The 23,505-nt window shown below is 72.1% G+C and carries 21 protein-coding genes; 20 read left to right on the plus strand and 1 reads right to left on the minus strand.

The window, feature by feature from the left end; genetic code table 11:
• Window positions 1-37 precede the first annotated feature (37 nt).
• Genes IGS67_RS10125 through hisF form a run of 6 tightly spaced genes read left to right on the plus strand, consistent with a single transcriptional unit; the run spans window position 38 to window position 4,911 of the window.
• On the plus strand, window positions 38-223 hold the full coding sequence (locus IGS67_RS10125) for a ubiquitin-like protein Pup (RefSeq protein WP_192280397.1): 186 nt from the start codon (window positions 38-40) through the stop codon (window positions 221-223).
• 7 nt (window positions 224-230) lie between these two features.
• Window positions 231-1,040, plus strand: a complete 810-nt coding sequence (gene prcB / locus IGS67_RS10130; RefSeq protein WP_192280400.1) for a proteasome subunit beta — start codon at window positions 231-233, stop codon at window positions 1,038-1,040.
• Window positions 1,037-1,747: a proteasome subunit alpha gene (gene prcA, locus IGS67_RS10135; protein ID WP_192280403.1), complete on the plus strand. Its 711-nt coding sequence runs from the start codon at window positions 1,037-1,039 to the stop codon at window positions 1,745-1,747. Before prcB ends, prcA begins: the two co-directional genes overlap by 4 nt.
• The gene (pafA, locus tag IGS67_RS10140; protein WP_192280407.1) at window positions 1,744-3,108 is read left to right on the plus strand and encodes a Pup--protein ligase; all 1,365 of its coding nucleotides are present in this window, start codon (window positions 1,744-1,746) and stop codon (window positions 3,106-3,108) included. The genes prcA and pafA overlap by 4 nt, the downstream gene beginning before the upstream one ends.
• Window positions 3,109-3,154: 46 nt before the next feature.
• Window positions 3,155-4,123 (plus strand): FKBP-type peptidyl-prolyl cis-trans isomerase, encoded by a 969-nt coding sequence (locus IGS67_RS10145; RefSeq protein WP_192280410.1) that lies wholly within the window; start codon window positions 3,155-3,157, stop codon window positions 4,121-4,123.
• Between the two features lie 17 nt (window positions 4,124-4,140).
• On the plus strand, window positions 4,141-4,911 hold the full coding sequence (gene hisF, locus IGS67_RS10150) for an imidazole glycerol phosphate synthase subunit HisF (protein ID WP_102508810.1): 771 nt from the start codon (window positions 4,141-4,143) through the stop codon (window positions 4,909-4,911).
• A gap of 54 nt (window positions 4,912-4,965) precedes the next feature.
• On the opposite strand, the gene IGS67_RS10155 is transcribed toward hisF, so the two are convergent.
• Entirely contained in the window at window positions 4,966-5,628 is a 663-nt protein-coding gene (locus IGS67_RS10155) for a TIGR03085 family metal-binding protein (protein WP_192280414.1), read from the minus strand.
• Window positions 5,629-5,794: 166 nt separating this feature from the next.
• Between IGS67_RS10155 and IGS67_RS10160 the strand changes: the two genes are divergently transcribed.
• The 14 genes from IGS67_RS10160 (at window position 5,795) to IGS67_RS10225 (ending at window position 23,486) form a co-directional block, all read left to right on the plus strand.
• Window positions 5,795-7,579: an ABC transporter ATP-binding protein gene (locus tag IGS67_RS10160; protein ID WP_192280687.1), complete on the plus strand. Its 1,785-nt coding sequence runs from the start codon at window positions 5,795-5,797 to the stop codon at window positions 7,577-7,579.
• A complete protein-coding gene (locus tag IGS67_RS10165) occupies window positions 7,576-9,411 on the plus strand; it encodes an ABC transporter ATP-binding protein (protein ID WP_192280417.1) in 1,836 nt (611 codons plus the stop codon). Before IGS67_RS10160 ends, IGS67_RS10165 begins: the two co-directional genes overlap by 4 nt.
• 25 nt (window positions 9,412-9,436) lie before the next feature.
• Window positions 9,437-9,820 carry a phosphoribosyl-AMP cyclohydrolase gene (hisI, locus tag IGS67_RS10170; protein WP_328742357.1) on the plus strand — a complete coding sequence of 128 codons (384 nt, stop codon included), beginning with the start codon at window positions 9,437-9,439 and terminating at the stop codon, window positions 9,818-9,820.
• The gene (locus IGS67_RS10175) at window positions 9,817-11,388 is read left to right on the plus strand and encodes an anthranilate synthase component I (RefSeq protein WP_192280423.1); all 1,572 of its coding nucleotides are present in this window, start codon (window positions 9,817-9,819) and stop codon (window positions 11,386-11,388) included. The genes hisI and IGS67_RS10175 overlap by 4 nt, the downstream gene beginning before the upstream one ends.
• 4 nt (window positions 11,389-11,392) lie before the next feature.
• Window positions 11,393-11,995 carry a Trp biosynthesis-associated membrane protein gene (locus IGS67_RS10180; RefSeq protein WP_192280426.1) on the plus strand — a complete coding sequence of 201 codons (603 nt, stop codon included), beginning with the start codon at window positions 11,393-11,395 and terminating at the stop codon, window positions 11,993-11,995.
• A gap of 60 nt (window positions 11,996-12,055) precedes the next feature.
• Entirely contained in the window at window positions 12,056-12,325 is a 270-nt protein-coding gene (locus IGS67_RS10185) for an HGxxPAAW family protein (RefSeq protein WP_192280429.1), read from the plus strand.
• Window positions 12,322-12,891 (plus strand): DUF4190 domain-containing protein, encoded by a 570-nt coding sequence (locus tag IGS67_RS14415; RefSeq protein WP_192280432.1) that lies wholly within the window; start codon window positions 12,322-12,324, stop codon window positions 12,889-12,891. The genes IGS67_RS10185 and IGS67_RS14415 overlap by 4 nt, the downstream gene beginning before the upstream one ends.
• 170 nt (window positions 12,892-13,061) lie before the next feature.
• Entirely contained in the window at window positions 13,062-13,886 is an 825-nt protein-coding gene (trpC, locus tag IGS67_RS10195; RefSeq protein WP_192280435.1) for an indole-3-glycerol phosphate synthase TrpC, read from the plus strand.
• A 109-nt stretch (window positions 13,887-13,995) separates the two neighbouring features.
• The gene (gene trpB, locus IGS67_RS10200) at window positions 13,996-15,219 is read left to right on the plus strand and encodes a tryptophan synthase subunit beta (RefSeq protein ID WP_192280692.1); all 1,224 of its coding nucleotides are present in this window, start codon (window positions 13,996-13,998) and stop codon (window positions 15,217-15,219) included.
• Complete coding sequence (gene trpA / locus IGS67_RS10205; protein ID WP_192280437.1) at window positions 15,216-16,031, plus strand: tryptophan synthase subunit alpha; 816 nt, start codon at window positions 15,216-15,218, stop codon at window positions 16,029-16,031. The genes trpB and trpA overlap by 4 nt, the downstream gene beginning before the upstream one ends.
• A complete protein-coding gene (gene lgt / locus IGS67_RS10210) occupies window positions 16,028-16,912 on the plus strand; it encodes a prolipoprotein diacylglyceryl transferase (protein ID WP_192280440.1) in 885 nt (294 codons plus the stop codon). Before trpA ends, lgt begins: the two co-directional genes overlap by 4 nt.
• A 191-nt stretch (window positions 16,913-17,103) precedes the next feature.
• Window positions 17,104-17,277: a hypothetical protein gene (locus IGS67_RS10215; protein WP_165375411.1), complete on the plus strand. Its 174-nt coding sequence runs from the start codon at window positions 17,104-17,106 to the stop codon at window positions 17,275-17,277.
• Window positions 17,278-17,422: 145 nt separating this feature from the next.
• Window positions 17,423-22,018: a glutamate synthase large subunit gene (gene gltB, locus IGS67_RS10220; protein WP_192280442.1), complete on the plus strand. Its 4,596-nt coding sequence runs from the start codon at window positions 17,423-17,425 to the stop codon at window positions 22,016-22,018.
• Window positions 22,011-23,486 carry a glutamate synthase subunit beta gene (locus IGS67_RS10225; protein ID WP_192280444.1) on the plus strand — a complete coding sequence of 492 codons (1,476 nt, stop codon included), beginning with the start codon at window positions 22,011-22,013 and terminating at the stop codon, window positions 23,484-23,486. The genes gltB and IGS67_RS10225 overlap by 8 nt, the downstream gene beginning before the upstream one ends.
• The last annotated feature ends 19 nt before the right edge of the window (window positions 23,487-23,505 follow it).

The raw sequence follows: 23,505 nt of genomic DNA on the forward strand, positions 1-23,505 counted from the left end.
GGACGAGCAACGATCCGCGCGCACGCAGGAGGAACTCTTGTCCGGTCAGGAACGCGTCAGCAGGCCCCACGACCCGGCGGCGGACGACGCCCCGGCGCCCGTCGCGCCCCAGGCGCGCGCGCAGGACTTCGACGTCGACGCGCTGCTCGACTCGATCGACGACGTCCTCGAGCAGAATGCCGAGAGCTTCGTCCGTGGCTTCGTCCAGAAGGGCGGCGAGTGATCCGCCGATGACCCAGGACCACGCCCGTCTTCCCGCGGCCTTCGGGCGCCCGGGCTCGTCGTCGTTCGTCGACTTCGTCGCCGAGCACGCCCCGCACCTCCTGCCGTCCGCGGCCGGTGGTGAGGGCGTGGTCGGGGGCGTGCCGCACGGCACGACGATCGTCGCCGCGACGTTCGACGGTGGGGTCGTCATGGCGGGTGACCGCCGCGCGACGGCCGGGACGCACATCGCGAGCCGTGACATCGAGAAGGTCTTCCCGGCCGACGAGCACGCGGTCGTCGGCATCGCGGGCTCGGCCGGTCTCGCTCTCGAGCTCGTGCGTCTCTTCCAGCTCGAGCTCGAGCACTACGAGAAGATCGAAGGGCGCCAGCTGTCGTTCGACGGCAAGGCGAACCGCCTCGCGACGATGCTGCGCTCGCAGCTCGGGCTCGCGCTGCGCGGGCTCGCGGTCGTGCCTCTCCTCGCGGGGCTCGACCCGGAGGTCGGGCGGGGACGCATCGTCTCCTACGACGTCACGGGCGGCCGTTACGAGGAACGGGACCACCACGCGGTGGGTTCGGGCGCGGCGTACGCGCGCGGATCCCTCAAGAAGCGCTGGCGGCGTGGGCTCGACGGCGACGCCGCGGTGCGCGTCGTCGTCGAGGCCCTCGTCGACGCGGCCGACGACGACTCTGCGACGGGCGGCCCCGACGCGCTGCGCGACATCTGGCCCGTCGTCGTCCTCGTCACACCAGCGGGTGCCGTGCGGGTGAGCGACGACGTCCTCGCGTCCGTCACGGGAGCCGTCCTCACCGAGCGGCGGGAGGCCTGCGCATGAGCATGCCGTTCTACGTCTCGCCCGAGCAGCTCATGAAGGACCGCGCGGACTTCGCCCGTAAGGGCATCGCGCGCGGCCGGTCGGTCGTCGTCGTCGGCTACGACGACGGCATTGCGTTCGCGACCGTCAACGCCTCGCGGGCGCTCCACAAGGTCTCGGAGATTTACGACCGGATCGCGTTCGCGGCGGTCGGCAAGTACAACGAGTTCGAGCAGCTGCGTGTCGCCGGCATCCGCTACGCGGACCTTCGCGGCTTCTCCTACGACCGGTCCGACGTCCGTGCCCGCGGCCTCGCGAACGCGTATGCGCAGACGATCGGTGCGGCGTTCACGACGGACTCGAAGCCGCTCGAGGTCGAGCTCGTCGTCGCGGAGGTTGGCGCGAGCGCGTCCGAAGACGCGCTCTACCGGCTCTCCTACGACGGCTCGGTCGCGGACTTGCGCGACCACGTCGTCCTCGGCGGCGACGCGGAGACCTTGGGCGCGGCGGTGGCCGAGCGCTGGCGGCCCGGTCTCACCCTCAAGGAGGTGCTGCGGCTCGCGGCCGAGGTCCTCGCGCACGGCGACGAGCAGCGTTCGGTCCCGGCCGAGGACCTCGAGGTCGCTGTGCTCGACCGCACACGCGCGCGTCGGGCGTTCCGACGCGTCGGGAACCGTGAGCTCGCGACGCTCCTCGGAGTCGCGACGGACGAGGGGCCGGACTCGTGAGGGACACCCGCCGGATCTTCGGCCTCGAGACCGAGTACGGCGTGACCTTCGCGGCGACGGGGGAGCGTACGCTCTCGGCCGACGAGGTCGCGCGCCAGATGTTCCGGAAGGTCGTCGCGTGGGGCAGGTCGTCGAACGTCTTCCTCACGAACGGTTCGCGGCTCTACCTCGACGTCGGCTCGCACCCCGAGTACGCGACCGCCGAGTGCGACTCGGTGCGCCAGCTCGTCACGTACGACCGCGGCGGCGACCGCATCGTCGAGGAGCTCGTCGCCCAGGCGCAGGAGCACCTCGACGCCGAGGGTGTCGCCGGTCGCGTGCACCTCTTCAAGAACAACTCCGACTCCGCGGGCAACTCCTACGGCAGCCACGAGAACTACCTCGTGCGTCGCGGCCCTGACTTCCAGCGTGTCACCGAGCAGCTCGTCCCGTTCCTCATCACACGGCAGGTGCTCACGGGCGCGGGCCGCATCGAGGTGACGCCGCGAGGTGCGTCGTTCCAGCTCTCGCAGCGGGCCGACCACATGTGGGAGGCCGTGTCGTCCGCGACGACGCGTTCGCGCCCGATCATCAACACGCGAGACGAGCCGCACGCGGACGCCGAGCTCTACCGGCGGCTGCACGTCATCGTCGGTGACTCCTCGATGGCCGAGCCGACGACGTTCCTCAAGATCGGGTCGACGGACCTTGTCCTGCGGCTCCTCGAGGCTCACGTTCACCTGCGGGACCTCACGCTCGAGAACCCGGTGCGCGCGATCCGCGAGATCAGCCGGGACCTCACGGGCCGTGCACCCGTGACGCTCGCGAACGGCCGGGTCGTCACGGCGGTCGACGTCCAGGAGGAGTACCTCACGCGCGTGCTCGCCTTCCTCGACGAGCACGGGGCGTCGGACGAGGACCGTCAGGTCGTCGACCTGTGGCGCCGCGGCGTCGAGGCGCTGCAGGCGGGGGACATGACGAGCGTCGAGACCGAGCTCGACTGGGTCGTCAAGCACCGGCTCGTCGAGCGCTACCGGGCGCGGCACGGTCTGGGCCTCGCCGATCCGCGGGTCCAGCGGCTCGACCTCGCCTACCACGACGTCTCCCGCACCGACGGGCTCCTCACGAAGCTCCAGGACGCGGGCCTCGTACGACGGCTCACGAGCGAGGCCGAGGTGCTCGAGTCCGTCTCGGTGCCGCCCCCGACGACGCGTGCACGCCTCCGCGGCGACTTCGTCCGCGCGGCGCAGGACGCCCGCCGCGACTACACGGTCGACTGGGTGCACCTCAAGCTCAACGATGCCGCGCAGCGCACCGTCCTCTGCAAGGACCCGTTCACGAGCGTCGACGAGCGGGTCGACCGTCTCATCGCCTCGATGTGAGGCCGGCCGGGGTCCAGCCCGGCCCGCACGACAGGAGCATCAGACCGTGACCACCCCTCACCGGCGCCGACAGCGGCGGCACGCTGCGACGCTCGCCGCGGCGGCGTGCGTGGCGAGCCTCGGGCTCGCCGCGTGTACCGACGAGCCGACCGCCCCGGAGACACCAGCGCCGGTCGTCGCGGTGAGCGGCGAGTTCGGAGGAGTCCCGACGCTCACGTACACTCCGCCGCTGACATTCCCGGACCGTCGCAGCGCGGTCGTGTGGGAGGGGGACGGACCCGCCATCACGGACGGCTCGACGGTCCTCCTCGACCTGCTCGCCGAGGACGCATCCGACGGCAGCTCCGTCATGAACACCCACGACTCGCTCCCCGAGACCTACACGTTTGACGAGACGTTCCTCGGACCCTCGCTCTACGACCTGCTCAAGGGGCACCGGGCCGGCGCGCGGCTCCTCCTCACGGAGACGTCGAACAGCACGCCCCTCGCCCTCGTCGTCGACGTCCTCGCAGGTCGCGCCTCCGGCGACGCGGTGCCGAACGACGACCCGGCACTGCCCACCGTGACGCTCGGCACGGACGGCACCCCGACCGTCACAGTGCCCCAGGACACGGACCCCCCGGCGTCCGTCGTCGTCCGGACGCTCGTGCGCGGCGACCGCGATCAGGTGACCGACGGCCAGACAGTCATCGTCCAGTACACGGCCGTCGCCTGGTCGACGGGCGAGATCATCGACACGACGTGGTCGCGCGTGCGCGCGCCGTTCGTCACGCTCGTCGGCGACTCCAAGCCAGTCGCGGCCTGGAACCAGGGACTCATCGAGCAGCGCGTGGGCTCGCAGGTGCTCATCGTGGCGCCGCCGTCCGCCGCGTACGGGGGAACGGCGTCGCCGTGGGCCGACGAGACGGTCGTCTACGTCGTCGACATCCTCCACGCGAGTACCCTTGTCGCGCCCGACGTCGAGAAGCAGGACAGCGACGAGGCGACCGACGAGGCGACCGACGACAGCAAGTAGCCGAGCTGAGGAGAACCATGAGCGTGTCCGTGCGGGTCATCCCGTGCCTCGATGTCGACGCTGGCCGTGTCGTCAAGGGCGTGAACTTCGAGAACCTGCGCGACGCGGGCGACCCTGTCGAACTTGCGCGCCGCTACGACGCGGAGGGTGCGGACGAGATCACGTTCCTCGACGTCTCGGCGTCGTCGGGCAACCGCGAGACGACGTACGACGTCGTGCGGCGCACGGCCGAGGAGGTCTTCGTGCCGCTCACGGTCGGCGGCGGGGTGCGGTCGGTCGAGGACGTCGACCGGCTGCTGCGGGCGGGTGCGGACAAGGTCGGTGTCAACACGGCGGCGATCGCGCGGCCCGAGCTCCTCTCGGAGATCGCGGACCGGTTCGGCTCGCAGGTGCTCGTCGTGTCCGTCGACGCGCGGCGCTGCCCCGACGGCACGGTGACGGACTCCGGCTTCGAGGTGACGACGCACGGCGGACGGCGGGGCACGGGCCTCGACGCGGTCGCGTGGGCGGCGCGTGCCGCTGAGCTCGGGGCTGGTGAGGTGCTGCTCAACTCGATGGACGCGGACGGCACGAACGCGGGCTTCGACCTCGAGATGCTCTCGGACGTCCGGTCTCTCGTCGCGGTGCCGCTCATCGCGTCGGGCGGTGCAGGCACGGCCCACCACTTCACGGAGGCTGCTCTGGCGGGCGCGGACGCCGTGCTCGCGGCGAGCGTCTTCCACTTCGGCACTCTGACGATCAACGAGGTCAAGGACGACATGCGGCGCGCGGGCCTCGCGGTTCGCTGAGGACCGACGACGACGGGGCGAGCACCGACCGGTGCCCGCCCCGTCGTCGGTGGGTCAGGACGAGGGGACGAACCGCTCGAGGGTCGCGAGGTCATCGTCGGAGCCGACGATCTTCACGAGCGCGCGTGCTCCACGGCCGTGCGTGTGGAGCGCGAGCTCGCCGACAGCACCGGTGACGACGACGGTCCCGCGGTCATCCTTGGGTCGGTGGACGAGTGCGCGCCGGCCGTCGTCGAGCACGTGGACGACGCCGACGGGGCAACGGTGCAGGAGCAGCGGGGCCATGCGTCGCACGGCCTGCCAGAGGGCGTCCTCCTCGGCGGGGTCGAGGTCGCGTGCGACGGGCGGGGGCGCGGGCTCGTCGTCGGACGCGCGACGGACGTCCTCGCCGTGGACGAAGAACTCGACGAGGTTGATCGCGTCGCCGGCGAGCGCGCGTGGGCTCCAGGCGGCGGGCGCGGCAGCCCAGCGGTCGACCGTGTCGTGGTAGGTCGATGGGTCGTCGCACGCGGCGACGGCCTCGTCGAACGTCGCGGCCGTCCGCCGGCCGATGGGGCCGGGGACGGCCTGGAGCATCATCCATGGTGCGAGCTCACGCTGCGCAAGGTGGACCGCGAGGTGGCGGGTCCGCCAGCCGTCGCACAGGGTGGGCCCGTCGGGGCCCGCCTCGTGGAGGAGTGACGCCAGGGTCTCGCGCTCGTGCTGGTGCCAGGTCATGAGCTCATCGTGGCACGTCGCGGACGCACGCGTGAGTGTCGGTGCCGCGTGCGAGGATGTCACGGTCCCCACCCCGAAGAGCCCGGACGGACCTGTGACCTCGACGACCAACCCGCGCCGCCCCGTCGCGCTCACGGGCTCGCGACTGCGCCGCTCCCTCGCGCTCATGGGTCGTGGTCTGCGCGCGCAACCCTGGCTGTACACGTGGACGATCGCCGTGTCGGGGCTCGCGGGCGTCCTCACGGTCGAGATCTCGACGCGGCTGGGGCGTGCGACCGACGAGGTCGTCGTCCCGGCGCTCACGGGAGCACCGACGACCTCGGCGACGGTGTGGCTCGGCGTCGCGGGGCTCGCGCTCGTCGCGATCCTCAACGCGGTCGCGGTGGCGGGGCGACGTATCGGTGCGGGCATGGGGTACGCACGGCTCGGTGCGGAGCACCGCCGTAACCTCGCGCACCGGTACCTCGAGCTTCCCGTCGCATGGCACCGGGGTCGTCCGACGGGTCGGCTGCTCGCGCACGTGAGCTCGGACGCGGAGGCAGCGACCGGCGTGTTCAACCCGCTGCCGTTCGCGCTCGGTGTGGCGCTCATGCTCGTCGTTGCGGCGGTGCGTCTCGTGACGGTCGACCCCTGGCTCGCGGCGGCGGCGTTCGCGGTGCTGCCGGCCGTCATGGTCGTCAATGCGGTGTTCCAGCGGCGAATGTCGCCGGCGGTGACGGAGGCGCAGCGGCTCCGTGGCGACGTCTCGGACGTCGCTCACGAGAGCTTCTCGGCGGCGCTCCTCGTGAAGTCGCTCGGCACGGAGGCGCGCGAGGAGGCGCGTTTTGCGCGAGTCGCTGACGCGTCTCGTGCGGCGAACGTGCAGGTGGGGCGGGTCCGTGCGGTCTTCGACCCGGTGATCGAGCTGCTGCCGTCGCTCGGCACGCTGCTCGTCCTCGGCGTCGGGGTGTGGCGTGCGTCGGTCGGTGACGTCGGTGCGGGTGACGTCGTCGCGGCCGCGTACCTGCTCACGCTGCTCGCGATCCCTGTGCGGGCGTTCGGCTGGGTGCTCGGCGAGCTGCCGCGCGGTCTCGTCGGGCACGAACGGATCGCCGGGGTCCTCGACGCTCCGGAGGAGATCGTGCCCGGCTCGGGTGCGCTGGCTGGCTCCGGCCCGCTCGGTGTCCGGGTCGAGGGCGTCGGGCTCGAGGTCGTGGGGCCGGACGGCCCGCTCACGCTGCTCGACGACGTGACTCTCGACGTCGCGCCCGGGGCGACGGTCGCGGTCGTCGGTGCGACGGGCGCGGGGAAGTCGACGCTCGTCGCGCTCCTCGCACGGCTCTCGGACCCGTCGCGCGGCACCGTGCGCCTGGGCGGGACGGACGTGCGATCGCTCGCGCCCGAGGCGCTTGCGGGAGCGGTGGCGTACGTGTCGCAGTCGACGTTCGTCTTCGAGGACTCCGTGCGGGCGAACGTCACGCTCATGGACGACGACGAGCCGGGGGCACCGTCGGACGAGGAGATCTGGGACGCGCTCGAGCGCGCCCATGTCGCGGACACGGTCCGCGCGCTGCCTGACGGGCTGGACGCCCGGCTCGGGGAGCGCGGCTCGAACCTCTCGGGCGGCCAGCGACAGCGGCTCGCGATCGCCCGTGCGCTCGTGCGCCGCCCGCGGCTCCTCGTCCTCGACGACGCGACGAGCGCGCTCGACCCGCGCGTCGAGCGGGACATCCTTCTCGGCCTCGGTGAGCGCGGCGGTCCGACGGTCGTCATCGTCGCCTACCGGGCGGCAAGCATCGCGCTCGCGAGCTCCGTCGTGCACGTCGACGCTGGGCGCGTCGTCGACGTCGGCACGCATGCCGAGCTGCTCGCACGCGACGATGGCTACGCGCGGCTCGCGACCGCGTATGCGCGGGAGACGTCGCGCCGGGCGGACGAGGCCGCCGCGGCGGGCGTCGAGGAGGACCGATGAGCGTGCACGAGGACAGGTCGCCGCGCGCGGCCGTGACGGACGCCGCAGGACGGATCGCGACCGCGAGCTCTCTCGGGGTGCTCGGGACGCTCCGCGCGGGAGTGCGTGTCTCGCCCGAGCTCGTCACGGGGATCAGGCTCACGCTCCTGCTCGCGGTGCTCGCCGCGATCGGACGCGTCGTCGTGCCGGTCGCGGTCCAGCAGTCGATCGACACGGGGCTGCTCGCCGAGGGTGGCGTCGACGCGGGCCGGGTCGGGGTGCTCGTCGCGGCCGCCGCCCTCGTCCTCGTGCTCGCGGGGACGTGCTCGGCCCTCGTCAACGTGCGGCTCGTGCGACGCACCGAGGCCGGTCTGGCGACGCTGCGCGTCAAGGCGTTCCGGCACGTCCACGACCTCTCGGTGCTGTCGCAGGACTCGGAACGCCGGGGCGCGCTCGTCTCCCGCGTCACGAGCGACGTCGACACGATCTCGATGTTCGTCCAGTGGGGCGGCATCATGCTGCTCGTCTCGACGATGCAGCTGACGGTCGCGACGGTCCTCATGGCGGCCTACTCGTGGCAGCTGACGCTCCTCGTGTGGGCGTGCTTCGTCCCGCTCGCACTCGTCCTGCCGCGCCTCCAGCGCGGGGTGAACCGGGCGTTCGCTGAGGTCCGCGCTGCGATGGGCGGCGTGCTCGGCACGGTGTCGGAGGCGGTGCTCGGCGCAGAGACGATCAGGGCTCACGCGGCCCAGGCACGCACCCGCCGGCGTGTCGACGCCGCGGTCGCCGGGCACCGCGATGCGCAGGTCCGTGCGCAGGTGCGGGTCGCGTCGGTGTTCTCGGGCGGGATGCTCGTGAGTAACCTCGTGCTCGTCGCGGTCGTCGTCGCGGGGAGCTTCCTCGGTATGGCGGGCGAGGTCTCGCTCGGACGCCTGCTCGCGTTCCTCTTCCTCGTCCAGCTCTTTACGGGCCCGGTCCAGCTCGCGACGGAGGTCCTCAACGAGCTCCAGAACGCGGTCGCCGGATGGCGTCGGGTCCTCGCGGTCCTTGAGACACCGGTGACGGTCGCGGACCCGCCCGACGGCGAGGTCTCACCTCGCGGTCCGGCGACGGTCGAGCTCCGCGGGGTGTCGTACGCGTACCCGGACGGCCCGACGGTGCTCGACGCCGTGGACCTCACGCTCCCGCCCCGCACGCGGGTGGCCGTCGTCGGGCGCACGGGCTCGGGCAAGACAACGCTGGCGAAGCTCGTCGCGCGGCTCATGGACCCGAGCACGGGCCAGATCCTCCTCGACGGCACGGACCTCCGTCGGCTGCGGAGCGCGAGCCTGCGTGCGCGGGTCGTGCTCGTACCGCAGGAGGGCTTCCTCTTCGACGGGACGCTCGCAGAGAACATCGCGTACGGCGCACGTGACCTCGCGCCCGGCCAGGACGTCCGCCCGCTCGTCGAGGACGCGATCGTCTCGCTGGGGCTCGCCGACTGGGTCGCGGACCGCCCCGGCGGTCTCGACGCGCCGGTCGGGCAGCGGGGCGAGGCGCTGTCGGCGGGGGAGCGACAGCTCGTCGCGCTCGCCCGCGCGTACCTCGCCAAGGCCGACCTCCTCGTGCTCGACGAGGCGACGAGCGCCGTGGACCCGGCGACCGAGGTGCGCGTCGCGCGCGCGTTCGAGCAGCTCGCGGCGGGGCGTTCGACGGTGACGATCGCGCACCGGCTCTCGACGGCGGAAGCCGCGGACCTCGTCGTCGTCGTCGATGCGGGGAAGGTCGTCGAGGTGGGCCACCACTCGGAGCTCGTCGCGAGCGGGGGCGTGTACGCGCGGATGCACGAGGCGTGGATCGCCCAGACACGGTGAGCGGGTGCGTGGGATGATCCGACGCGTGACCGAACACTCCACCGCCGCCCCCCGGCTCGACGCCGCCGTCGCGAGCCGTCTCAAGCGCGACGACGCGGGCCTCGTCGCCGCGATCGTCCAGCAGCACGACACGGGTGAGGTGCTCATGCTCGGCTGGATGGACGACGAGGCGCTCCGGCGCACGCTCACGGAGGGTCGCGTGACGTTCTGGTCGCGGTCGCGGCAGGAGTACTGGCGCAAGGGCGACACGTCGGGCCACGTCCAGCACGTGCGCTCGGTCGCGCTCGACTGCGATGGCGACGCTCTTCTCGTCCGCGTCGAGCAGGTGGGTGCCGCGTGCCACACCGGCACACGCACGTGCTTCGAGGCTGGCGGGGACCTCCGTGCGGCCGTCGGAGGTGCAGTATGAGCGCTGTGCAGGGCCCGGGCGACCAGCTCGCCTGGGGTGCGACCTGGCCGTCCCGCGAGGACTTCGTGGCGCTCGCCGCGGAGCACCACCGGGTCATCCCGGTCGTGCGACGTCTGCTCGTCGACGACGTCACGCCGGTGTCGCTCTACCGCACCCTGGCGGAGGGTGAGCCGGGCACGTTCATCATGGAGTCCGCGCCGATCGGCGGCGGCTGGTCGCGCTGGTCGTTCGTCGGGGTGCGGTCGCGCGCGACCCTCACGGTCGACGGTGACGAGGCGCGCTGGCTCGGCGACGTCCCCGAGGGGGTGCCCGCGCACGGCGACGTGCTCGACGTCCTGGGGCGCACGCTCGAGGTGCTCGCGACCCCGCGCATCGAGGGGCTGCCGCCGTTCACCGGTGGCCTGGCGGGCTCGCTCGGCTGGGACGTCGTCCGGCACTGGGAGCCGACGCTCGTGCGGTCGACGCCGACCGAGGTCGACGTCCCGGAGGTCGCGCTGTGCCTCGCGTCGGACGTCGCGGCGGTTGATCACCTCACCGGCTCGGTGTGGCTCGTCGCCAACGCGATCAACTATGACGCGACGGACGAGCGCGTCGACGAGGCCTACGCGGACGCGCTCGCACGGCTCGACGCGATGGAGCGCAAGCTCGTCGAGGGGCGCGGCACGAGTGCCGAGGTGCCGGTCGTCCTCGGCGACGCGCCCGAGCCGCAGCTCGAGTTCCGGACGGCGCGCGCGGACTTCGAAGCTGCGGTCGACGCGGCGAAGGCCGCGATCGTCGACGGCGAGGTCTTCCAGGTCGTCCTCTCGCAGCGGCTCGACCTCGACTGCCCGGCCTCGCCGCTCGACGTCTACCGGACGCTGCGGACGATCAACCCAAGCCCCTACATGTACTACTTCGAGCTCACGGACGCGGCCGGCGGCCGGTTCGCCGTCGTCGGCTCGAGCCCGGAGACGCTCGTGAGCGTCCAGGACGGCCGTGTGACGACGTTCCCCATCGCGGGCTCGCGGCCGCGTGGAGCGACGCCCGAGGAGGATGTGGCGCTCGAGAAGGAGTTGCTCGCAGATCCCAAGGAGCGCTCCGAGCACGTCATGCTCGTCGACCTCTCGCGCAACGATCTCGTCAAGGTGTGCGTGCCGACGTCGGTCGAGGTCGTCGAGCTCATGGCAGTGCGCCGCTTCAGCCACATCATGCACATCTGCTCGACGGTCGTCGGGCGGCTGCGGGAGGGCGCGACGGCGCTGCAGGCGTTCACGGCGACGTTCCCGGCGGGCACGCTCTCGGGTGCACCGAAGCCGCGGGCGATCGCACTCATCGACGAGCTCGAGCCCGCAGCGCGGGGCGTCTACGGCGGCTGCGTCGGCTACCTCGACCTCGCAGGCAACATGGACATGGCGATCGCGATCCGTACGGCGGTCGTGCGCGACGGACGTGCGAGCGTCCAGGCGGGCGCGGGCATCGTCGCAGACTCGGTCCCGGCGACCGAGTACGAGGAGACGCGGTCGAAGGCCGCGGCGGCGGTCCGGGCCGTCCAGCTCGCGTCGCGTCTTGTGCCGGTGCGCCGTGGCTGAGCGCGTGCGCGGAGCGTCGCGACGCACGACGGTGCTCGGCGCCGTCGCGCTCGGGACGGGTCTGCTCGCGGTGTCGGCGCCGGTGTGGATCTCCGCGACGGGGTCGAGCGCGCTGTCGTCGGCGGTCGAGGTCACGGTGACGGGCGGGACGGCTGCGCCGGGGGTCCAGGCGGCGGGCCTCGTCCTGCTCGCGGCGGCTGCGGCGTCGCTCCTCGTCGGGCGGCTCGGTGGTCTGGTCGTCGCCGGTGTCGTCGCTCTCGGTGGTGCGGTCGCGCTCGTCGCGTCGCTCCCGGTGCTGACGTCGCCCGCGGGGGCGGCACGTTCGGCGGCGTCCGCGGCGACGGGGGTCGACGTGCTCGTCACGGAGCCCCAGGTTGCGGCGGTCGCGTGGGCTGCTCCGGTGTTCGGGGTGCTTGCGCTCGTCGTCGCGGTCGCGGCGGCGCTCGGCGCAGGAGGGTGGCGCACGGGCTCGCGCCGGCACGAGCGTGCGAGCGCGCCGCGGGCTGCGTCCGCCGTCGCAGACGCAGCGCCCGATCTCGCCGACCTGTGGGACGCGCCCGAGGGTGACGAGCCGGACGTGGCCGACAACGGCTCGGAGCGGCGCTGACCGGCGACCTCCCGGGCGGACGTGACGACGTGAGCGCCGCCCGCGCGCTACCCTGTGCGCATGGCTGACAACATCTCGTCGGGTGCCTCGGAGCGCCTGTACCTCCCGCCCGCGGCCCCGAACGACAACCACGGGCACACGACGGCGTCGTGGACGCTCGTCGTCCTCGTCCTCATCGGTGTCGCGATCGCGGCCGGTGCGGTCGTCGCGTCACTTCCGTGGCTCTTCTGGGTCGGCATGGGCGTCGTCGCACTCGGCATCGTTTCCGGCAAGGTGCTCCAGGTCCTCGGTCACGGGCAGCCGTCCGAGGCCGAGCGCGCCCGCGCGTGAGCACTCCGGGCTGGTCCGGCGCGGGGAACGGGTCCGACGGTACGCCCTCGGACCCGTTCGCGACGCCGTCGGGCAGCGCGTCGACGGGCCAGCAGCACGAGGCACAGCCGCAGTACGGCCAGCAGCCCTACGGTCAGCAGCCGTACGGACAGGCGCCTTACGGTCAGCAGCCCTACGGACAGGCGCCTTACGGTCAGCAGCCTTACGGGCAGGCTGCCTACGGTCAGCAGCCCTATGGTGCCCCGTTTGGGATGAACCGCCCCCAAGAGAAGAACTCGCTCGGCGTCATCGCCCTCGTCTGCGGCATCGCGGCCTTCCTCGGCTTCGGACCTCTCACCGGGATCCCCGCGATCATCGTCGGCGTGCTGTCGCGACGCGCTGCGGACCAGGGGCTCGCCGACAACCGTGGTCTCGGTACCGCGGGCCTGTGGCTCGGGGTCGCCGCATGCGTCCTCTTCGTGCTCCTCGTCATCGCCTACATCGCTCTCATCGGCTTCGCGCTCCAGGGCGCCGGGGGCCTGGAGGGCTTCTTCGAGACGCTGGAGACGGGCTCGACGAGCTTCTGACGTCCTCGCACACGCTCGTCGCGCGGCTGCCGGATCTCGGCAGCCGCGCGTCGTCGTCCCCGGGCGATCGCCCCGGGCCCTCGGTCGGTTCCCGGCAGGCGGACGGTGGCGTGGACCACTCTCGAGCGGCCCTACGATGGAGCCAACATCAGCCGAGGGAAGGGGCAGACATGTCGGACGGACGGACCGTGCTCGACGACATCGTCGCGGGAGTCCGCGAGGACCTCGCCGCCCGCGAGGCGCTGACGACTCTCGACCAGCTCAAGGAGCGTGCCGCGCGTCAGCCCGGCGCGATCGACTGCGTGCCCCGCCTGCGGCTCGAGGACGGTGTCGCGGTCATCAGCGAGGTCAAGCGCTCGAGCCCGTCGAAGGGCGCGCTCGCGCAGATCTCCGATCCTGCGGCGCTCGCCGCGGAGTACGAGGCGGGTGGCGCTTCGATGATCTCGGTGCTCACGGAGGAGCGACGCTTCAAGGGCACGCTCGCGGACCTCGCAGCTGTCCGTGCGCGCGTCGACGTCCCGGTGCTCCGGAAGGACTTCGTCGTCACGCCCTACCAGGTGTGGGAGGCGCGCGCCTTCGGCGCCGACATGGTCCTCCTCATCGTCGCGGCGCTTGAGCAGACGGTGCTCGAGTCGCTCACGGAGCGCATCCACTCGCTCGGCATGACCGCGCTCGTCGAGGTGCACGACGGCGAGGAGGTCGCCCGCGCGGCCGACGCAGGCGCGCGCGTCATCGGCGTCAACGCGCGCAACCTCAAAACGCTCGAGGTCGACCGGGAGACGTTCTCCCGGGTCTCCCCGCTCATCCCTGACGGCATCGTGCGCATCGCCGAGTCCGGCGTGCGCGGCCCGCACGACGTCGTCGACTACGCTCGCGCTGGCGCGGATGCGGTGCTCGTGGGGGAGGCGCTTGTCACGGACGCGTCCCCGCGCGAGTCGGTCGCGGCTCTCGTCGCCGCAGGAACACATCCGTCGGTGCGCGCGTTGCGCCACTGAACAGCCGTCCCGGCACCGCGCCGGAACGGCACGGCACGCTCCTGTGCCGAGCGGCCCCGGCCGCACCCGCCCCGAGGAAGGATCCGACGTGCCTCCGTCGCTGCAGAACATGCCCGGCCCGTACTTCGGGGAGTTCGGTGGGCGATGGGTGCCTGAGGCTCTCATCGCGGCGCTCGACGACCTCAGCGATGCCTACGCGTCCGCGAAGACGGACCCGGCCTTCCAGGCGGAGCTCGCGGAGCTGCACCGCAGCTACTCGGGCCGTCCGTCGATCCTCACCGAGGTGCCGCGCTTCGCGGCGCACGCGGGCGGTGTCCGCATCATCCTCAAGCGTGAGGACCTCAACCACACGGGCTCGCACAAGATCAACAACGTGCTCGGCCAGGCGCTCCTGACGAAGCGCATCGGCAAGACGCGCGTCATCGCGGAGACGGGCGCAGGTCAGCACGGCGTGGCGTCTGCGACGGCCGCGGCGCTGTTCGACCTCGACTGCGTCGTCTACATGGGTGAGGAGGACACGCGCCGGCAGGCGCTCAACGTCGCCCGGATGAAACTCCTCGGCGCGACGGTCGTCCCGGTGACGTCGGGCTCGCGGACGCTCAAGGACGCGATCAACGAGGCGCTGCGCGACTGGGTGACGAACGTCGAGACGACGAACTACCTCTTCGGCACGGCCGCGGGCCCACACCCGTTCCCCGAGCTCGTGCGCGACTTCCAGCGGATCATCGGGGTCGAGGCGCGCGAGCAGGTGCTCGCGCTCACGGGACGGCTCCCCGACGCGGTTCTCGCGTGCGTGGGCGGCGGTTCGAACGCGATCGGCATCTTCGACGCGTTCCTCGACGACGCCGACGTGCGGCTCCTCGGGCTCGAGGCCGGTGGTGACGGCGTCGAGTCGGGTCGGCACGCGTCGTCGATCACGGGTGGCGCCCCGGGGGTGCTGCACGGCGCCCGGTCGTTCCTGCTCCAGGACGAGGACGGTCAGACGAAGGAGTCGCACTCGATCTCGGCAGGACTCGACTACCCGGGCGTCGGGCCCGAGCACTCGTACCTCGCGAGCATCGGCCGCGCACAGTACGAGCCGGTGACGGACGCGGAGGCGATGGAGGCGCTGCGGCTCCTCTCGCGCACGGAGGGCATCATCCCGGCGATCGAGTCCGCGCACGCGCTGGCTGGCGCACTCCGGCTCGGCCGCGAGCTTGCGGCTCAAGGGAGGGAGGACGCGATCCTGCTCGTCAACCTGTCCGGACGCGGCGACAAGGACGTGGCGACGGCGGCGCGGTGGTTCGACCTCGTCGATGCCGACGCCGATCTCACCGAGGGAGGGGCGCAGTGAGCGCGACCGCACGACGGATCTCCGAGCTGCGCGCCGAAGGGCGTCCTGCGCTCATCGGCTATCTTCCGGTGGGCTTCCCCACGGTCGACGGATCGCTGCGGGCCGCGCGGGCGCTCGTCGAGGCGGGCGCCGACATCCTCGAGATCGGGGTGCCGTACTCGGACCCCGTCATGGACGGTTCGACGATCCAGGCGGCCGCGGTGCGCGCGCTTGACGGCGGGGTGCGCCTCACGGATCTCTTCCGGGTCGTCGAGGGCGTGGCCGACCTCGGGGCACCTGCGCTCGTCATGACGTACTTCAACCCGGTGCTGCGCTACGGCGTCGAGCGCTTCGCAGCCGACCTCGCGTCGGCGGGCGGTGCGGGGCTCATCACCCCGGACCTCATTCCTGAGGAAGCCTCAGAGTGGATCTCGGCGGCCGACGCTCACGGGCTCGACAAGGTCTTCCTCGTCGCCCCGAGCTCGACGGACGCGCGTCTTGCCTCGACGGCGGCCGCGTCGCGAGGCTTCGTGTACGCGGCCTCGACGATGGGTGTCACGGGTGAGCGGGCGACGGTGGGCCCGCGGGCCGCGGAGCTCGTCGCACGGACGCGGGCCGCTGGCGCCGAGAACGTCTGCGTCGGGCTCGGCGTCTCCCGTGCGGAGCAGGCTGCCGAGGTCGGCGCGTACGCCGACGGGGTCATCGTCGGCTCCGCCTTCGTGAGGCCCCTGCTTGAGGCGTCGTCGGAGGACGAGGGCATCGCCGCGATGGCGGCGGTCGCCCGGTCGATCGCGGGCGGCGTCCGCGCGGCCCGGACCGGCGGTGCGGCGTGAACCTCGCTGGTGCGCTCGTCGCCTCGATCCCGTCGCCGTCCCGCGGCGTGTGGCACCTCGGCCCGCTGCCGTTACGCGCGTACGCGCTCGCGATCATCCTCGGGATCGTCGTCGCGACGTGGCTGACGATGCGCCGGTGGAAGGAGCGCGGGGGAGACCCTGACCAGGTGCTCGACATCGTCATGTGGGCTGTGCCGTTCGGCATCGTCGGCGGTCGTATCTACCACGTCATCAGCTCCCCGGACGCGTACTGGGGGCCGGGCGGGGACCCGGTGTCGGCGCTCTACATCTGGAACGGTGGCCTCGGCATCTGGGGGGCGATCGCTCTCGGTGCGGTCGGAGCCTACATCGGTTGCCGGCGTGCTGGCGTGTCGTTCGCCGTGTTCGCGGACGCGGTCGCCCCGGGGCTGCTCGTCGCTCAGGCGATCGGCCGACTCGGCAACTGGTTCAACCAGGAGCTCTTCGGGGCCGTGACGACGCTTCCGTGGGGGCTCGAGATCGACCCTGCGATCTCGGGCTATCCGGCGGGCACGCTCTTCCACCCGACGTTCCTCTACGAGCTCCTGTGGAACCTCGGAGCTGCGGCGCTGCTGCTGTGGCTCGACCGTCGCTTCAGGCTCGGCCACGGTCGAGTGTTCTGGCTCTACGTCGTCACGTACACGCTCGGTCGGGTGTGGATCGAGATGCTCCGCATCGACGACGCTGAGCTCGTCCTGGGCCTGCGCCTCAACGTGTGGACGTCGCTCGCGACGCTCCTCCTCGGCGCGGTCGCGTTCGCCGTCGTGAGCCGGAGGCATCCGGTGCGGGAGACGAGTGTCCTCGCCGGCGGTTCTGCTGACGGCGCGGACGCTGCGGACTCTTCGTCCGACGACGTGACATAGGGTTGAGCCTCGTTGCCCTGTTGTCCCGGGGCCTCGCGCCCGGGGTCACGTGGGCGCCTCCGTGGGACCTCGTCCCCTTGTCCTGAGGGTCAAGGGAATGTAATATTGGCCACCGCGGGCCAATGTCGTCCTACAACTCCAGTTCACCGCGCTGCGGCCCGCCGCCGCACGACCACCCGAGGACGGTCCTCATGAGCCTCACGCCGAGCAGCACGGCCGCCGCGCGGCTGCGCGCGCGCCGCGCGTTCACGAGGCTCGTGCCCGTCCGCATCGAGGTCCTTGCGGTGCACGAGGTCCCTGACGCGAAGGAGACGCGTCGCGCCCAGGTCGATGACAACCGGGGCGCCGACTTCGGGCTGCCGTGAGCGACTGACGCCCACCCTCCGTCCTGCATGAACCGTCCTCGTCCCGGGGCACGGTGACGACGCGGACGGATCGTGGGCGACCGCGCTCACCCATCAGCTCTTGCGGCCACGGCGTCTGCCGGCTGCACCCCCGAGGACGGTTCCCATGTCCCTGTCGTCGTCGACCCCGCCGACCACCCACCCTGAGGTCCCGAGCCCGTGGCGCACCGGCGCCCCGGCCGCGACTGGCCTCTACGACCCGACGCGCGAGCACGACGCGTGCGGCGTCGCGTTCGTCGCGACGCTACGCGGTGCTGCGGGACGTGACATCGTTGACGCGGGCCTCACAGCCCTGCTCAACCTCGACCACCGTGGCGCCGTCGGCGCCGAGGTGGACTCGGGCGACGGTGCGGGCATCCTCACGCAGGTGCCCGACGCCTTCCTGCGTGCCGTCGTCGGTGTCGAGCTGCCGCGCGCCGGGGCGTACGCGGTCGGTCTCGGCTTCCTCCCGCAGGACGCGGCCGACGCCGACGCCGCGGTGCGCGGTGTCGAGGCGATCGCGGCCGAGGAGCGCCTTGAGGTTCTCGCGTGGCGTGACGTGCCCGTCGTCGCGGACCTCGTCGGGCCGACGGCGCGATCCTCGATGCCGACGTTCCGTCAGCTGTTCGTCGCCGACCCCGAGGGGACCCTCGAGGGCGTCGCGCTCGACCGGCGTACGTTCCGGCTGCGCAAGCGGGCGGAGCACGAGCTCGGGGTGTTCTTTGCGTCGCTCTCCTCGCGGACCCTCACGTACAAGGGCATGCTCACGACCGGCCAGCTCGAGCCGTTCTTCCCCGACCTCTCGGACCCGCGCTTCGCGAGCCGGATCGCGCTCGTGCACTCGCGGTTCTCGACGAACACGTTCCCGTCGTGGCCGCTCGCGCAGCCGATGCGCCTCGTCGCGCACAACGGCGAGATCAACACGGTCCGCGGCAACCGCAACTGGATGGCCGCGCGCGAGGGGACGCTCGCGTCCGACGTGCTCGGCGACCTCACGCCGCTCATGCCGGTGTGCTCGCCCGGGGCGAGCGACTCCGCGAGCCTCGACGAGGTGCTCGAGCTCCTCCACCTCGGCGGACGCTCCCTGCCGCACGCCGTCATGATGATGGTGCCCGAGGCCTGGGAGAACAACGTCGGCATGGACCCCGCGCGGCGGGCGTTCTACGACTACCACGCGAACCTCATGGAGGCGTGGGACGGTCCCGCGAACCTCTCCTTCACCGACGGCACGGTCGTCGGCGCGGTCCTCGACCGCAACGGGCTGCGTCCGGGCCGCTTCTGGGTGACGGAGGACGGGCTCGTCGTGCTCGCCTCGGAATCGGGCGTGCTTGACCTCGACCCGGCGACCGTCGTGCGCAAGGGCCGCCTCGAGCCGGGCCGCATGTTCCTCGTCGACACGGCCGCCGGCCGTATCGTCGAGGACGACGAGATCAAGGCCGAGCTCGCCGCGCAGGCCCCGTACGCGCAGTGGATCGCGGAGAACGAGGTCTTCCTCGACCAGCTCCCCGAGCGTGAGCACATCGCGCACTCGCCGGCGTCCGTGCTGCGGCGCCAGCGCGCCTTCGGCTTCACGCAGGAGGAGGTCCGGGTCATCCTCGGTCCCATGGGCGCGACGGGTGCTGAGCCCCTCGGCGCGATGGGCTCCGACACGCCGGTCGCGGTGCTCTCGGCTCGCCCGCGCCTCGTCTTCGACTACTTCACGCAGATGTTCGCGCAGGTGACGAACCCGCCGCTCGACGCGATCCGCGAGGAGCTCGTCACCTCGATCGCCGGTGCGATCGGCCCGGAGCCGAACCTCCTCGAGGAGCTTCCCGAGCACGCGCGCAAGCTCATCCTGCCGTTCCCGGTCATCGACAACGACCAGCTCGCCAAGATCGTCCGCATCGACCGCGACCCGCGGCTCACGGGCATCTTCAAGGCCGAGCGGGTCCGTGGTCTCTACCGCGTCGACGGCGGGGGAGAGGCGCTCGAGGCTCGGCTCGAGGAGATCTTCGAGCAGGTCGACGACGCGATCGCGGCGGGCGCGAGCTTCATCGTCCTCTCGGACCGCGACGCGAACCACCACATGGCGGCGATCCCGTCGCTCCTGCTCACCTCGGCCGTGCACCATCACCTGCTGCGTCGTCACACGCGGACGCAGGTGTCGCTCGTCGTCGAGGCGGGCGACGTCCGCGAGGTGCACCACGTCGCGCTGCACATCGGCTACGGCGCGGCGGCGGTCAACCCGTACCTCGCGATGGAGACCGTCGAGCGGCTTGCGGAGGAGGGTCTCATCGACGTCGACCCGGCGACGGCTGTGAAGAACGTCATCAAGGCGCTCGGCAAGGGCGTCCTCAAGGTCATGAGCAAGATGGGCATCTCGACGATCCAGTCGTACCGGGGTGCGCAGACCTTCGAGGCCGTCGGGCTGTCCCAGGCGCTCGTCGAGCGGTACTTCACCGGCACGACCTCGCGCCTCGGCGGCGTGGGCCTCGACGTCCTCGCGGAGGAGGTCGCGGCGCGCCACCGTGCGGCGTACCCCGCCTCGGGCAACCACCCGCCGCACGAGGACCTCGAGACGGGCGGCGAGTACCAGTGGCGCCGGGACGGTGAGGAGCACCTCTTCGACCCGGAGACGGTCTTCCGCCTCCAGCACTCGACGCGGACGCGTCAGCTCGACGTCTTCCGGGAGTACACGCGGCGGATCGACGACCAGTCGGAGCGGCTGCTCACGCTGCGTGGTCTGCTGCGCTTCACCCCCGACCGCGAGCCTGTGCCGCTCGACGAGGTCGAGCCGGTGAGCGAGATCGTCAAGCGCTTCAACACGGGCGCGATGTCGTACGGGTCGATCTCCGCGGAGACGCACGAGACGCTCGCGATCGCCATGAACATGCTTGGGGGGCGCTCGAACACGGGGGAGGGCGGCGAGGACCCGGAGCGGCTCCACGACCCGCTGCGTCGTAGCAGGGTCAAGCAGATCGCCTCGGGCCGCTTCGGGGTGACGTCGGAGTACCTGACGTTCGCGGACGACATCCAGATCAAGCTCGCGCAGGGCGCCAAGCCTGGTGAGGGCGGTCAGCTGCCGGGGCACAAGGTGTACCCGTGGATCGCGCGGACGCGTCACTCGACGCCGGGTGTCGGCCTCATCTCGCCTCCGCCGCACCACGACATCTACTCGATCGAGGACCTCGCGCAGCTCATCCACGACGCGAAGAACGCCAACCCGGCCGCGCGCATCCACGTCAAGCTCGTCTCGGAGTTCGGGGTGGGCACGGTCGCAGCCGGCGTCGCGAAGGCTCACTCCGACGTCGTGCTCATCTCGGGCCATGACGGCGGCACGGGTGCGAGCCCGCTCACGTCGCTCAAGCACGCAGGCACGCCGTGGGAGGTGGGCCTCGCGGAGACGCAGCAGACGCTCGTCCTCAACAACCTGCGCGACCGCATCACGGTGCAGGTCGACGGCCAGCTGAAGACGGGTCGCGACGTCGTCGTCGCCGCGCTCCTGGGCGCGGAGGAGTACGGGTTTGCGACCGCGCCGATGGTCGTGTCGGGCTGCATCATGATGCGCGTCTGTCATCTCGACACGTGCCCCGTCGGGGTCGCGACGCAGAACCCGGAGCTGCGCGAGCGGTTCTCGGGGAAGCCCGAGTTCGTCGTGACGTTCTTCGAGTTCCTGGCGACCGAGGTGCGCGAGCACCTCGCGGCACTGGGCTTCCGGTCGCTCGACGAGGCGATCGGCCAGGTTCAGGTGCTCGACGCCCGGCGTGCGATCGACCACTGGAAGGCGTCAGGTCTCGACCTCGCTCCGGTTCTCGAGCGGCCGCGGCCGCTCGAGGGTGCGTCGCTGCGCCGGACGCAGGCGCAGGAGCACGGGCTCGAGCATGCGCTCGACAACGAGCTTGTGCGCCTTGCGGCGCCCGCGCTCGAGCGCGGTGAGAAGGTCCGTCTCGAAGCCCGCGTCCGGAACGTCAACCGGACGATCGGCACGATGCTCGGTCACGAGGTGACACGCCGCTACCGGGGCGAGGGGCTGCCCGACGACACGATCGAGGTCGTTCTCACCGGTTCGGCCGGCCAGTCGCTCGGTGCGTTCCTGCCGCGCGGCGTGACGCTGCGCCTGTCGGGCGACGCGAACGACTACGTCGGCAAGGGCCTCTCGGGCGGCCGCATCGTGCTCCGTCCGGACGCCTCGTCGAGGCTCGACGGCAGCCGCGACGTCATCGCGGGCAACGTCATCGGTTACGGCGCGACGTCCGGGGCGATCTTCCTGCGCGGGCTCGTCGGCGAGCGGTTCGCGGTCCGGAACTCGGGGGCGACCCTCGTCACCGAGGGGGTGGGCGACCACGCGTGCGAGTACATGACCGGCGGCACCGTCCTCGTCCTCGGGCCGACCGGGCGCAACTTCGGCGCTGGGATGTCGGGCGGCACCGCCTACGTCCTCGACCTGCGTCCGGGGTCGGTCAACAAGGCGGCTCTCGCGGGCCGCGAGCTGGCTCTCGCTGCGCTCGACGACGCGGACATGCTCGTCGTCGCCGACCTGCTCGAGCAGCACCTCGCGGAGACGGGTTCCCCGCTCGCGGCGGAGCTGCTGGGCGACCTTCCTGCGGTGCGCGCCCGTTTCACACGCGTGCTGCCGACCGAGTATGCGCGGGTGCGTGACGCCCTCGCGAAGGCCGAGTCCGACGGGCTCGACCCGGGCGCCCCGGGCGTCTGGGAGAACATCCTGGAGGTGGCTCGTGGCTGATCCGCGTGGTTTTCTCAAGGTCCGGGAGCGCGAGCTCCCTGCGGACCGCCCTGTTGCCGTGAGGCTCATGGACTGGCGCGAGGTGCACGAGTACCGCGCGAACAACCCGGACGACCAGCAGATGCTGCGGAGGCAGGCCGGGCGTTGCATGGACTGCGGCGTGCCGTTCTGCCACCAGGGCTGCCCGCTCGGCAACCTCATCCCGGAGTGGAACGACCTCGTCCGTCGGGGGCGCTACCGGGAGGCGGCGGAGCGGCTGCACGCGACGAACAACTTCCCGGAGTTCACGGGGCGCATCTGCCCCGCACCGTGCGAGTCGGCGTGCGTCCTCGGCATCAACCAGGACCCGGTGACGATCAAGTCCGTCGAGGTCTCGATCATCGACGAGGCGTTCGTGCGCGGCTACGTCCAGCCGGTCGTCCCGCAGCGGCTCACAGGCCAGACGGTCGCCGTCGTGGGGTCGGGCCCGGCGGGGCTCGCGGCTGCTCAGCAGCTGACGCGTGCGGGCCACACGGTCGTCGTGCTCGAGCGCGACGACGAGCCGGGCGGGCTCCTGCGCTACGGTGTGCCGGACTTCAAGCTCGAGAAGGTCCACGTCGAGCGGCGTCTCGAGCAGATGAGGTCGGAGGGCACGCGCTTCCGGTGCGGGGTCGAGGTCGGGAAGGACCTCACGTGGGACGAACTGAGGTCGCGGTACGACGCAGTCGTCGTCGCGACGGGCGCGACGGTCGCACGCGGCCTCTCCGTGCCGGGCGCCGAGCTCAGGGGTGTCCACGCAGCGATGGAGTACCTCCACCAGGGCAACGAGGCGGCTGCGGGCCGCGAGGTGCCGGACCAGATCACGGCGACGGGCAAGCACGTCATCGTCATCGGCGGCGGTGACACGGGCTCCGACTGCGTGGGCACCGCGCTGCGTCAGGGTGCGGCGTACGTGACGACGCTCGCGATCGGCAAGCAGCCTCCTGCGGAACGCCCCGAGCACCAGCCGTGGCCGACGACGCCGACGCTCTTCGAGGTGTCGTCGTCCCACGCGGAGGGAGGCGAGAGGACGTACCTCGCGTCGACGGTCGCGCTCCAGGGTGACCCGCACGGTAACGTCACTGGCCTCGTCGTCGCGACGACGGAGTACCTCGCCGACGGGCGCCGGGTGCCGACCGCGGGCACGGAGCGGATCATCCCGGCGGACCTCGTGCTCGTCGCGATGGGCTTCACCGGTCCCGAGACGACCACGTTGAGCGAGCAGACGGGCGTCGACCTCACAGGTCGTGGCCTTGTCGCGCGGGGCGACGACTACGCGACGAGCGTCCCGGGCATGTTCGTCGCGGGCGATGCCGGCCGGGGCCAGTCGCTCGTCGTGTGGGCGATCGCCGAGGGCCGGGCGGCGGCCGCGTCGGTCGACGCGTACCTCCAGGGAACGACCGAGCTCCCCTCTCCCGTGCGTGCGTCGGACACCGCTCTGCGGGTCTGATCCTGTCGGCCCCGGCTCC

It is taken from the genome of Flavimobilis rhizosphaerae (genome assembly GCF_014852685.1).
In the GTDB taxonomy this organism is placed as follows: domain Bacteria; phylum Actinomycetota; class Actinomycetes; order Actinomycetales; family Cellulomonadaceae; genus Flavimobilis; species Flavimobilis rhizosphaerae.